Here is an 11,863-nt window from a genome sequence, read left to right on the forward strand (position 1 = left end):
CCGCCCCGCCTGGCACCCGCCGGCGGGGCGTCGTCGTCACCGAACATCGGCACCGTGAATGCCGAAGTCATCGGCATTTTGAGTGCCGGGCAACACTCTACTCAAGGTATGTGCCAGCGAAGGCTCCATCGAAGCCGAGTGCGGCAAGGCCCTGCTCGATGCTCGGGTACGTCGTCCCGTCCGGGATAGCGATCAAGGCGTCGAAGTCGGCGCGGCTGATCTCGGGCTCGGGCCACTGGTTGCTGCAGCGGCAGCGGACCCAAACGTTGCGGCCGTGGTTGATTAGCAGCCAGTCGCGCCGGGCCCGGCAGGCCGAGCACATCACGGGGATCCCGCGCAGCGACAGCTCCGGCGGGTGACTGAGGCAGCGCGTTGCGCCAGGTCCGCTGGGCGGCTGCGTCTCATACTGGAGTTGCAGCAGCGGATCGCTTCCGGCAGGGGCGGCGGGCAGGACGGGGGTCGGCTCTACGTGGTGGTCGGTCGTTCTGAGCACGAGCGTCATCTCCCGGTCGAGGGCCTTCTCTTCATCCGTAACAGCCGGTGGAGCCGGTTGTACAAGGGTTTCGCGCAGTCCGGCAGGCCGGTGGTGGGCCTGCCGGACTGCTGGTCAGCGGCGCGGCGGGTGGCTGCGCGGGTCCGGTGCGGCGGGCCTGGGCGAGGCCGAAGGCGCGGGCCGGGCGCCAGCCTGATTAGCGGCAGGGTTGGCCCGGCCGGTGCCGGCCTGCGGACGTCGAGTGCCTTCGCCCGCGTGGGCGGGGAGCCGGGCGAGGCGACGCAGTCGCCAGACCAAGACGTCGTTCACGTCATCGGCCGTGTCGAGTTCGCGCATGGCGATGGCCTTCTGCAGGAGGGCCTCGGGGTTGTGACCTGCCTGCTCGGCCTGGGCCAGGGTGGCGGCCAGGGCGTCGTTCTTCGTGTTCGTGCCGGGTGGGGTGCTGTTCTCGGGCAGGGCGGCGCGGATGGTGGTCTCGTAGGTGCGGCGCTGGGCTTCGGGCAGGGCTCGGCCCTGGTCGCGCAGGGTCTGCATGGGTGCGGCGGCGGCCTGACGGTAGGCGGCGCGAAGGTGCTCGGCGGTCTGCCGGGAGGCTTCGGCCTGCTGGGCGTGACCGCGTGCGGAGTGCCAGCGTGCTGCGGCCAGCGCCACCAGGACCAGGGTGGAGACGAGCATGGCGGTGGTGCCGCCGTCTTCTCCTCGGCCGAGCGCGCTGCCAGCCTGGATGATGCCCCGGGCCGCCGAGCGGATCGCCCGGGTGTCGGCGCGTTCGGCTCGGACGTGGCTGCGGGTGGCGCGTTCGAATGAGCGAGCGGCGGCGCCAAGTTCGGCGCGGGTGGCGGCTGGGGAGGTCTGGGCGACCGCGTCCAGGAGTTCGCCGACTCCGACGAGTTGGGCTGCGGCTTCGTCGTCGTCGCTGTCCAGGAGGATCGCGGCGCATTCGACGATCCCGGTGGCGGTGCGTCGTTCCCGTGCGGGCGGCGACCAGTCCGATCGGCTGCTGTCGGCTTCCGGCCTCGTGACCGCGTCGGGGGTTGCGTCGGCAAGGCGGCGCTGGATCTTGGGATAGGAAAGGTCGGGGGCCAGGGTCGAGCCCGCGAACCAGACCGGCTCGCGGTCGCGGTTGCGGTCGCCGGGCAGCGCGACCGTGTAGCCGAGGACGTCACCGGAGGGGGCGTGTCGGAGCTTGACGCGCAGGCCCGCCTCGCGAAGGCGGGTGAAGAACTCAGCTTCGCTGGCGGCTCCGGCGACGGCCTGACGGACGGCTTCGCGCAGCGTCTCGCGCGGGGTCTCTGGACGGCCGGTCCGCTCGGCCTTGAAGCGCTCGGCGCTGGTAGGTGTCTTGGCGCCGGTACCGTCGCCGGGCTTGAGCTGGCGCAGGCCCATCTCCTGTTCGATGCGGCGGCATTCGGCCTGGGCCTTCTTGAAGTCGTAGTTCATCCTCGGGCGGCGCAGGTCGCCTCGGACCATGGTGGCCACGATGTGGATGTGGTCGTCCGCGTGGCGCACCGCCACCCAGCGGCAGCCGTCGGGATCGCCTTCGGGGGCGAGGTTGACGGCGTGGACCAGGCGGCGGGCGACGGTGTTCCACTCGTCGTCTGTCAGGGTCCGGTCGCCGGGGTCGGTACGGACCGAGCAGTGCCAGACGTGCTCGGCCGGGGCCTTGTCGCCGGCCTGCTTGACCCGCAGGTCCAGGGCAGCGGCGAGCCGGGCCAGGGTGACCTTGGGGTCCGGGTCGGGGCTGGTGTCGCTGCCGGGGTCGGGGGCGAAGCCGTCCCAACTGCCGACGAGGTGGGGGTCGGTGTGCTCGTCGCGCTTGCCGGGGCCGTACAGGTAGACGAGCAGGCCATGGGTGCGCGAGCCGCGTCGGATCTTGGGGACCATCAGAGGCGCTTCTTGACCAGGGTGTCGGCCGCGTCGTCCACACGAGCCAGGACGCGGATCAAGGTCGTCAGGGCGTGGTCGAGTTCGCCGGGGCGGGGCTGCCCTCCGGCGTTGTAGACGAAGGCGATCTGGTTGATGTTGTTGCCGACACGGGAGATGGCAGTGCGCAGGGCGGCCAGCTCGTCGATGGCGGCGTCGAGCTGTTCGTTGGTGTGCACGGTGGTCGAACCGCGGGCGACGGCGAGGCCGGCGGCGGCGAGGAAACGGGCGACAGTGACGGCACGCTGCTTGGCGGCGGCGGTGATCTCGGTCTTCTCGGTGTCGGACAGGCGGGTGGTCGTCTTGTGGGTGCGCTGGCTCGGGTTGCGGGTGCGACGGCGCGGCTTGCGGTCGGGGAACGCAGGTTGACTCGGGCTCTGCTGCTCGCGCGGGGCGCGGTCGTCTGCTTCTCCTCCCACGACTGGCGCCCCCTGGTGCCGAGAGTCCGGCTGGTCACGGTGCGCCCTCGCTCGGGGACCAGCCGGACTTCCCTCGCCCCCCTGAGCGGGGGCAAGTGCGTGCGACGGGCCGTAGGACCGTCGTATGCGACAACTTGCTCCGCCAGGGGCCGTCGTGGGGTCACGCTGCTGTCCGGTCGTGGTGGCTGCCGGGTCGTTGGCGGTCACTGGCTCGTCTCCGGGTCGTGCTGGTGGATGTCGCGGACGACTTCCTCGATCCAGTCAATGGCGAGGACCGGGTGGTGGAGGGGCCAGGGGCGGCTGTGCGGGCGTCGTTGCACGGTCCAGGTGTTGTCGGGGCCGGATTCGGCGCGGTGGAGGTGGCCGCGCTGGTGAAGGACCGTCAGCCAGGAGTCGGCCTCGGCCGGTGTGGCGGGGTTCGTGCGCACGGGGTGCTCTCCGGTTCGCTCGGGAAGGTTGTGGGGCGTGTGTCCAGGGGCGAGTGACCGGCCGGGTGTCCGGCTCGGTCACCCGACCCCGCGGTGTCCGGTCAGTTCCGGGTGGAGGTGACCGTCTGTCCGTGCTGCTTGCGGAGCTGGGCCATCAGGGCGGTCAGCGTGTCGCTGGACAGCGGGATCTGCTGACCTCGGATCGCCTGGGCGACCACCTTGCGGGTGAGCTTGTCCTCGGCCCTGACCGCTGACCGGGCGATCTCCAGCAGTTCCTCGGTGTCCAGGTCAGGCCGTCGGTCACGGGTTGACCGGGTGTCCCGGTCACTGACCGGGGGCGGGGTGACCGGCCGGGCAGTGACCGGCTGCCGGCTGTCCCGGTCGCCGGTGACTGGCTCTGTGCCGACCGGGCGGTCAGTGACCTGCGACGCGGTGTCCGGCTGTCCGGGCAGGTCAGCGGCCTTGTGCTCCAGGTCGCGGTGACCGGTGTCCGGGCCGGTGCTGCCCGCCGAGGCGTTGTCCCCGGTCAATGACCGGGGGCCCGTGCTCTGCTTGTCCAGGGACAGTCTCGGCTGGTCGGTCAGGGCAGTGACCGGCTGTCCGGCGCTGACCTGATCGGCCTGCGGCTTCCGCGGACCGGGCCGGTCGGTCCGAGTGACCGGGAAGCGTTCGGGGCGGTCGGCCTGACCTAGCTGACCGGCCTGACCGAGGTCATCGCGGTCATCTCGGTCTCTGTCCTTGACCCGCCCTCGGGCAATGAGGATGTACAGGTGGACCGCCCCGGCCAGGGCGAGCGGGGCGACGGTGGACAGCACCGCGACCACCGTGTCCCCGAGCCTCAGCCCGGTGACCGAGGCGGCTTCCTCGTTGAGCCTGACCGCGTGCAGCGCGTTGGCCCAGATACTGGCGGCGGTGGCCGTACCGAAGAGCGTCCAGACGTAGAGCCGGGCGCGCAGGGGCGCGTCGCGCAGGACGAGCAGGGCCCGGATGCCGTAGGCGATGAACCCGTCGATCACCAGCGGGAAGAGGTAGGTCAGGAGACCGCGGACGTGGATGGCGATGGCCATCTGCTGGAGGGCGTCGTAGCTCAGGGCGCATCCCGCGCCGCCGAGGGCGATGACGACCGCGCGGTCCCATCCGGTGATGTGCGCCGTCTCGGGCGCGCTCGCGATGGTCACGCCGCCGTCCCGAAGTCTTCGCGGTCGAAGCGCTCGCCGTCGGTCTCGGAAAGCGCGGTGGCCTGCGGTGACTTCTTCAGGTCTCGGTTGCGGAGGGCCCGGCGGGTCTCGCGGTACAGCTTCTGTGCGTGCTCCTCGGTGACCTTCAGGAGCCAGGCCAGGCGCTGTTCGGACAGGCCGTGCCGGTAGGCAGCATGGACGACCGCGCGGCGCTCGGCCTTGGTGAGGTGGACGTCGCGCCCGGCGACGGTGGCGTTGACGCGGCTGTAGTCGAGGCGGCTGGCGAGCTTCTCGTGCAGCGGTGCGCGCTCCTCCTCCGTCATTCCTCCCCGGATGCCGTGGGTGTCGCCGCCTTCGAGGGCGGCGTCCAGGCAGGTGTGGCGGACCGGGCACTGGCCGCACAGCGACTTCGCTGCGGTGATCTTGGCGGTCTCGTCGGGCTCGGGGAAGAAGATTTCGGGGTCCACCGGGTTGTACTCCGTGCTTTGGCAGACGGCCTGGTCCTGCCAGGTGTGGTCGCCGAGCGACCGGTGGCGGGCAGGGCTGATCGTCGTGGGGGTCATGCGGTTGCTCCGATCGCTCTCCGCGCGCGGTGGGCGTCGGCGGAGAGGTGTTGCTGGGTCGGGAAGTACGTGGGGCGGCGCGCTGAAGGCGCGGCCCGGCGCGGCGGCCTGCGGCAGGTCAAGCGGCCTGGGGCTGGCGTCTGCGGTCGACGGGCTCGAAGGTGACGCGGGTGGTCATCTCGGCGAGCCGGGAGGCGACGCGGTCCCCGAGGTGTTCGCGGAGGTCGCGCATGGCGAGGTTGGTGGTGATCAGCGTGGGGAGCATCAGGTTGTACCGGCGGTTGATGAGCCGGTAGGTGATCTCCTCGACCCACTCGGAGGTCTTGGCCGCGCCGAGGTCGTCCAGGATCAGCAGCGGGTAGCGGCTGACCGTCTCGAGTTCGCGTTCGGTGTCGTGTCCGGGGCGTGGGCGCAGGTCGGCGTAGAGGTCGGCGGCCGTGGTGGCCCGCCACCGGACGGCGATGCACGCTTCGACGAGGGTTCGGACCGCGCCGTACACCTGGTGCGTCTTGCCCGCGCCGGTGACGCCGGCCAGGAGCAGGCTGGGGCCGGTGGTGATCTGCCGTCGCGCGCCGGGGTTGGGCGCCTCGGCCTGGGCGATCACGTCGCGGGTCCAGGCCAGTACCTCGGGGTGATCGGCGCGGGCGGTCCGGTAGCGCGGGGGCATCCGGGCGTCCAGCAGGCCCAGCGAGGTGTAGGGCTGGTCCTCGTCCGGGGCATCGGGGAGGTGCTGTGGGTTCATGCCCCGGGCGGTAAGGATCCGCTGCAGTCGCTGGAGGGCTCCGGCGCCGAGGAGCTCGGGCTCGCGGCTCATCACAGCTCCTCCGCGTAGGCGACGGTCGCGTCGACCGGGTTGGTCCACGCCCGGTGCGTCGCGCCGGGCCGGGATGCCGTCTGGGCGGGGACACGGGCGTTCATAGCGTCGTTCACCAGGCTCGGCAGCCGGGAGGGATGCCCCTGGATCTCGGCGTAGCGGGCGAGGCCGGCGCGGATGTGGTCCACGCCGATGCCCTCGGCGAGCAGCTTCTTCAGCAGGCGCCCGAGGTGTCCGAGGACGTCATCGGGCGGGCGCTCGGTGCAGGAGCCCACGTACTCGGCGAGGAGGTTCCCGGCGGTGACCGTGCCGTCGGGCGCTGTGCGCCCCGTAGGTGAAGACGATCCAGGATCCATGATCCTGGATCCGGACGTCGAGGCTCCGTCGAGGCTTCGCGGAGGGTTCGACGAAGCCTCGGCGAACCGGCCTTGACCTGTGGGTTCCCCTCCCGTTGGAGAGGCCGCCCAGCTGGTGTCGGGATGCCTGTCATCGCCGGCGCCTGGGGCCGTGGTGCGGTCGCTGTGCGGACGCGCGAGCTGTGCGGGGTACGGGTCGACGGCTCGGTGAGGATTCGCCGAGGGCTCGCCCAGTGCTCCCCGGGTGTTCGCCCCGGCCTCGACGCAGACTCCCTTGCACGGGCCGCACCTCTTGTCGCTGTTGTGGGCGACACAGACCGGGAGCCGGGACTGGCTGGGCCGGTCGATCTTCTGGTGCTCGTACCAGCCGTTGATGTGGAGGTAGCGCTTGCCGTCGCAGCCGGTGTAACGGCAGATCAGTCCGGCGTCGGCGAGCTGCTGGAGGTCCTCCTCCACGTGTACGGGAGTGTGCTCGGCGCGCAGCGGCCAGAGGAGGCCGGCGATGATCGCTGGGTTGTCCCGGTGCCGCCCGTGGTCGTCGGACTGAGTGAACAGGCCGATGTAGGTGACGACCGCGGTGACCGAGCAGGCCGCGATCCGTTCGTTGACGAACAGGTCGGGCTTGACTGTCCGGATGCGGGCCATCAGCTCTCCCGGCGAGCTCGACGACGCTGGAGCCGCTGGCGCCGGCCCTGTGTCGAGGCTGCCGGGATTCCGCTGCTGGGTGGGCGCATGTGATACTCCGTCTCCATGGACGGGGCTGCGCGGTTGTTGCCTGCAAGCTGGCCACGCGGCCCCGGATCATTGGGTGCCCTCGGCGAGGGCAGCCGACGGATGCCCGGGAGTTGGCGCTCCCGGGCATCGTCGTTTGGCCCCACCCCGACCTGGTCCGTTTTCATGGGTGGATGGCACGATGATCACACTAGACTGAGATGGGGTGCCACTGTCAACCAGGGAAGATGAAGGCAGGGCAGCCATTCACATCAGTGGAAGTGACGCGACCGGAGGACGGCCACGATGGACCACGAGAACAACCCACCTGCGGCGCAGGCGGGCGGCGGGGCCACGCTTGCCGGTCGCCTGGACCGGCTGTTCACCACCGTCCACCCGAAGGGTCGCGGCCCGTACAGCTACGAGGAGGTGGCGTCGGGCATCCGCCGACAGGGCGGCCCGACCATCTCCGCGAGCTACATCTGGCAACTGCGGACCGGCGCCAAGGACAATCCGACCAAGCGCCACCTCGAGGCTCTCTCCACATTCTTCGGCGTGAAGCCCGCCTACTTCTTCGACGACGACGAATCGGAGAAGATCGCCGCCGAACTCGACGCGCTCGCCGCCATGCGCGATGCAGGCGTGAGATCAGTGGCTCTACGTGCGTCCGGGCTCTCCGACAAGAGCCTCAAGATCATTTCCGAATTCATCGAACGCGCTCGCGAACTTGAAGGCCTCGAGGTCCCCGACGAGGATCCGATCATCGATGTGAATTCCAGTGGCAAACATCACGATGACGTGAACTGATGCCCCATTAGCAAGGATTCTCCGCCCCACTTGCACATAATTGTCCGCATTTACCCGGCGTAATCGGCGGCCCTCCAGATGTGCGACCGGAAATGATCCATATACTCGCCACGGCATCGCGGCAATGAGTCGCGCGTTCAAGGAGTGTCGGAGTCGGAGGGCAGATGAAGTCCGGTCGTTCAGGGCCTGCCCAAGATCAGGGGATCCGGCTCGAATCCGTCCTGGACGATCTCGACCTTCCGGATCCCTTCAAGATCGAGGAACTGCTCGCCCGCGTTTCCAAGAAGCGCGGTCGGCCTATCCACCTGCACACGTTCCCGGCGATCACCGGTGACGAACTGCCCTGCGGAGCCTGGCTCGCCACAGAGAAGGCGGACCACATCCTCGTGGAGGACGCCACCAGCCCTCTCCACCGGGACCACATCGTGCTGCACGAGGTCAGCCACATGCTCCTCGGACACACCCCTCGTCAAACCCTCGGCCGCGCCTTCCACCATCTCGACACCGACCTCGTGACGGGTGTCCTTGGCCGCACGAGCTACGAGACCGAGGAGGAGCGGAGCGCGGAGACGCTGGCCGGCCTCATCGCGACCCGCGCCGCTCTGCGTGGAAACGGCGACCGAACCACCCCCAGCACCTTGCGTCGGCTCAATGCCGCGCTCAGCGACACCTGAGACTCCCCCACACATGATTGACGCGATACCCGCTGTCCTGCTCTGGGCCGTCACCCTCTGGCGTGCCCGCTCCGCCTTCCGGAGACCCGAACGACTCAGTCTCTGGCTGGCCTTCGCGGCACTCGCCGTAGCCATGACGGTCCGGCCGGGCGTCGTCGCATCGGCAGTCGACGAGCACCTGCATGTCACCAACTTGACGTTCCTGATCAAGCACATCTGCGGGATCGTCGCGGCGGCATCGGTCCTCACCTTCGTCACCGACATGGCCGAGTCGAAGACCGGGATACGCGCATCCCGGCTGCACAAGGCCGTGCCTGTCGTCACGGTCGTCCTGCTGGCTGCCTGCTTCTTCGCCACGCCCCAGCCTCACGAGGCGGAGGACCTCCTGGCGGACTACGCCGACCACGCCACGATCCTCGCGTACGGCGTCGTATGGACCTCCTACCTCGGCGCCGCCCTGCTGAGCGCCACGCTGCTCTGCTTCCGCTGGGGGCGCCGCCCCGACAGCGGACTCGTCGGCCGAGGGCTGATCCTCATCGGCACCGGCACCGCCGTCGGCCTCGTATACGCCCTCCACCGCGTCGCCGTACTGTTCATCGACTACGTCGGCAACAGTCCGCTCGGTGAACACGTCAACCACGCGCTCAGCACGGACCTGCTCTTCCTGGCCCTGCTGCTGATCGTGCTGGGCAGCACCCTCCCCGCCGCCCCACGTGTGCTCGCCCGCATCCGGGGCCACTGGCAGCTCGTCAGCCTCTACCCCCTGTGGCGCACCCTCACCGACGCCGTCCCGGAGACCCGGCTCGACACCCCGCCGAGCCGCGCCATCGACGCGACCAACCCACTGCGTACGCACGACCGGTTGTACCGGCGCACCATCGAGATCCGCGACTCGATCCTCACTCTCGCCGACCACGCACCGGCGGAACTGCGTGGACGCGCCTACAACCACGCCGCCTCCCTCGGCTTCATCGGCGCCCACGCCGACATCACCGCCGAGGCCTGCTGGCTCGCCGTCGCCCGCGAGGAACGGCTCCGCGGCGCGGCCACCGGCTCCGGCGAGCCCATGCCTCCTGCCAGCGGAGGCCGCGACCTTGCCACCGAGATCCGCGCCCTTACCACTCTCAACACCGCCTACCGCTCCCGCGCCACGCAGGACTTCCTCCGCGCCCACCTTGAGGAGACACCGGCATGACCGCCACCCAGCTTCCGCCCACTGCCGCCGCTCCTGCCGAGAGGCGCTCCGCCCGCCTCGTCACCGAGGTCCTGGCGCCCGCCAACCTGGTCATCGGCGTCCTGCTGGTCATCGGCTGGCACTCCACCAACTCCCCTGCGGGTGCGGGCTGGGGCCTGCTGGCCGGCGCCTTCTGCGGCGGCCTGCCGATCGCCTACATCGTCGCCGGCGTCCGCCGTGGCCGCTGGACCGACAAGCACCTCAAGATCCGCTCCCAGCGGTGGATACCCCTCTTCGTCACCCTCGGTTCCGTCCTCGTCGGCACGGGCCTGCTCCTGGCGCTCGACGCGCCCCGCGAGGTCGTCGCCCTGGTCGCCGCCATGATCGCCGGCCTGGTGCTAACCATGGCGGTCACCGTCTGGTGGAAGGTCAGCGTCCACACCGCCGTCGCCTCCGGCGTCGCCGTCGTCGTCACCGTCGCCTACGGCTGGTGGGCCGCCCTCCTCTTCCTCGGCGTCGCCGCCGTCGGCTGGTCCAGGGTCTCGCTGCGCGACCACACGACGGCGCAGGTGATTGTGGGCACCATCCTGGGCGGCACGGCGGCAGCTGTGGTGTTCGCGGGGCTGCGCTGACCCGTCCGCGCAGGTTCACCGCATCAGCGGACCGAGAGGTGTCCGCCGGATCAGTCAGCGGTTGGACAGTGTCGCTTGGCACCGTCGTCCGGATCACCCGGGCATGAACTGGGGTTGCAGACGGACGGGCACGGTGCGGTGCCCGTTGGCCAGGAGGCTCGCCACCGGTTCGAGGTCGTCGGCGGGTACCGCGAGGGCCGTGTCCGGGAACCGGTCGAAGAGGGCGGGGAGCGCGACGCGCGCCTCCGTGCGGGCCAGAGGCGCTCCGAGGCAGAAGTGGGCACCATGGTCGAAGGAGAGATGTTGCTTGTCCCCCGAGTGATGTCGAATGCCGTGGCCGTGGCGCCGTGCAGATTCGGGTGGCAGCCGGTGGCTCCGTACGAGGCGCGGATCGCGTCGCCTTGCCGGATCACGAGGCCTCCTGGGAGGGGATGTCCTCGACGGCGTACCGAAGGGGCAGGTGGCTGACGGGCCCGGCGTAGCGGAGAGTCTCCTAGATCACGTCGTCCCAGGACGCGACTCCCCCACTGACGTGATCCAGCCGGTCGGGGTGGGTCAGCAACACGGTGACAGCCTGGTCGAGAATGAAACCCTTCTCGGTAACGTCTCGTGAGGGTTTGTGATCTTCGTTCAGGCAGTGCGGCCGTGTTCGAGCTGGAGGAGGACGAGGGCGGCTCGGGCGATGCGCGTGATGGCCGACGGGTCGAGGCTGACCCTGCGGCGGGCCTTGAAGGTGACCTTCAGGAGGGCGTTGGCGCGTTCGGACATGCCGTGCACGCCCCGGATCACCGCGTTGAACGCCGTGTGCTCTTCGGCGAGTTCGCCGCCCTTGGGTTTCTTGACTGGGTGGCGGAAACCGTCGCCGATGTTCTCGTGGCCGAGGTCGGTCAGGGTGGGGATGCCCAGGGTGGCGGCGAGCTGGTTCAGAGCGTCGACCAGGCCGTGGGCACGGGCGCAGGCGGTGTCGTGCTCGCGGCCCGGGCGGACCGGTGAGACCCATAGCGGCCAGCCGTCCGGGGCGGCGAAGACATGCACGTTCCCGCCGTGGTGCTTGTGTTTTCCGGACCACCACAGGTCGGCTTTGTTGCGGCCGGCGGCGGCCACGCGGTCGGTGCGGATCACCGTGCCGTCCAGGTTGAGGTGGGTGTATCCGGCCGCCGCTGGGCGTTCCAGTGTGGTGGACAGGTCGGGAGCGTGGTCGGCGAGCACGGTCAGGCCCTCGTGTAGGTAGAGGTAGGCGGTCGGGGCCGCGATGCCGTTGTCCCGGGCGAGTTGGAGGAGCCGCATGCCGTCGACGAACCAGTGCAGCACCAGCACGACATGCTTGAAGACGCCCAGGGCGCGGGTGCCATTGCGGGTGCCGAGCCGCCTGTGGTGGTCGCGCAGCAGCATCGCGAGATGCTCGGCGGTCCCCCTGCGGACATCGAGGACAGCGGTGTAGGTGATACTGGACGGCACGTGAAGCCCCTCGGCCGGAACTTGATCTTCGCAGACACGTTCCTACCCGGAGGCTTCACGCGTATCTGACGCCGGGCCACCACCGCGACCACCCGCACGCGATCACGCACCGAAACCATCACGTTGCCGAGAAGACCTCACTGAGTGGGCGTTAAGTCCGATCTTTCTCGATTCGTGATCGCTCGATCGTGGTACTGATCGCCGTCTGGGACGCCTACTGGGCATGTCCATGC

Annotated in this window: 13 protein-coding genes; 4 read left to right on the forward strand and 9 right to left on the reverse strand. The window is 70.0% G+C overall.

What is annotated here, in order from left to right; all coding sequences use genetic code 11:
- Positions 1-97: 97 nt before the first annotated feature.
- The 8 genes from ACWD35_RS43075 to ACWD35_RS43110 all read right to left on the reverse strand — a co-directional run bounded on the left by ACWD35_RS43075 (position 98) and on the right by ACWD35_RS43110 (position 6,819).
- Positions 98-502 carry a hypothetical protein gene (locus ACWD35_RS43075; RefSeq protein WP_451356794.1) on the reverse strand — a complete coding sequence of 135 codons (405 nt, stop codon included), beginning with the start codon at positions 500-502 and terminating at the stop codon, positions 98-100.
- A gap of 105 nt (positions 503-607) precedes the next feature.
- Complete coding sequence (locus ACWD35_RS43080; RefSeq protein ID WP_451356795.1) at positions 608-2,377, reverse strand: relaxase/mobilization nuclease domain-containing protein; 1,770 nt, start codon at positions 2,375-2,377, stop codon at positions 608-610.
- A complete protein-coding gene (locus tag ACWD35_RS43085; RefSeq protein ID WP_451356796.1) occupies positions 2,377-2,835 on the reverse strand; it encodes a plasmid mobilization protein in 459 nt (152 codons plus the stop codon). The genes ACWD35_RS43080 and ACWD35_RS43085 overlap by 1 nt, the downstream gene beginning before the upstream one ends.
- 203 nt (positions 2,836-3,038) lie before the next feature.
- The gene (locus ACWD35_RS43090) at positions 3,039-3,263 is read right to left on the reverse strand and encodes a hypothetical protein (RefSeq protein WP_451356797.1); all 225 of its coding nucleotides are present in this window, start codon (positions 3,261-3,263) and stop codon (positions 3,039-3,041) included.
- A 101-nt stretch (positions 3,264-3,364) separates the two neighbouring features.
- Positions 3,365-4,441: a DUF2637 domain-containing protein gene (locus ACWD35_RS43095; RefSeq protein ID WP_451356798.1), complete on the reverse strand. Its 1,077-nt coding sequence runs from the start codon at positions 4,439-4,441 to the stop codon at positions 3,365-3,367.
- On the reverse strand, positions 4,438-5,004 hold the full coding sequence (locus tag ACWD35_RS43100) for a WhiB family transcriptional regulator (RefSeq protein ID WP_451356799.1): 567 nt from the start codon (positions 5,002-5,004) through the stop codon (positions 4,438-4,440). The genes ACWD35_RS43095 and ACWD35_RS43100 overlap by 4 nt, the downstream gene beginning before the upstream one ends.
- A 118-nt stretch (positions 5,005-5,122) precedes the next feature.
- A complete protein-coding gene (locus tag ACWD35_RS43105; protein ID WP_451356800.1) occupies positions 5,123-5,818 on the reverse strand; it encodes an ATP-binding protein in 696 nt (231 codons plus the stop codon).
- Positions 5,818-6,819, reverse strand: coding sequence for a hypothetical protein (locus ACWD35_RS43110; protein WP_451356801.1), 1,002 nt, complete (start codon positions 6,817-6,819; stop codon positions 5,818-5,820). The genes ACWD35_RS43105 and ACWD35_RS43110 overlap by 1 nt, the downstream gene beginning before the upstream one ends.
- Positions 6,820-7,191: 372 nt before the next feature.
- On the opposite strand from ACWD35_RS43110, the gene ACWD35_RS43115 reads away from it, so the two are divergent.
- The 4 genes from ACWD35_RS43115 to ACWD35_RS43130 all read left to right on the forward strand — a co-directional run bounded on the left by ACWD35_RS43115 (position 7,192) and on the right by ACWD35_RS43130 (position 10,172).
- The gene (locus ACWD35_RS43115) at positions 7,192-7,692 is read left to right on the forward strand and encodes a helix-turn-helix domain-containing protein (protein ID WP_451356802.1); all 501 of its coding nucleotides are present in this window, start codon (positions 7,192-7,194) and stop codon (positions 7,690-7,692) included.
- A 164-nt stretch (positions 7,693-7,856) separates the two neighbouring features.
- A complete protein-coding gene (locus ACWD35_RS43120) occupies positions 7,857-8,366 on the forward strand; it encodes a hypothetical protein (protein WP_451356803.1) in 510 nt (169 codons plus the stop codon).
- A 13-nt stretch (positions 8,367-8,379) separates the two neighbouring features.
- A complete protein-coding gene (locus tag ACWD35_RS43125) occupies positions 8,380-9,561 on the forward strand; it encodes an MAB_1171c family putative transporter (protein ID WP_451356804.1) in 1,182 nt (393 codons plus the stop codon).
- Entirely contained in the window at positions 9,558-10,172 is a 615-nt protein-coding gene (locus ACWD35_RS43130; RefSeq protein WP_451356805.1) for a hypothetical protein, read from the forward strand. Before ACWD35_RS43125 ends, ACWD35_RS43130 begins: the two co-directional genes overlap by 4 nt.
- Positions 10,173-10,802: 630 nt before the next feature.
- On the opposite strand, the gene ACWD35_RS43135 is transcribed toward ACWD35_RS43130, so the two are convergent.
- A complete protein-coding gene (locus ACWD35_RS43135; protein WP_451356806.1) occupies positions 10,803-11,630 on the reverse strand; it encodes an HARBI1 family protein in 828 nt (275 codons plus the stop codon).
- Positions 11,631-11,863 lie beyond the last annotated feature (233 nt).

The sequence above is a fragment of the Streptomyces sp. NPDC002671 genome (assembly GCF_053592475.1).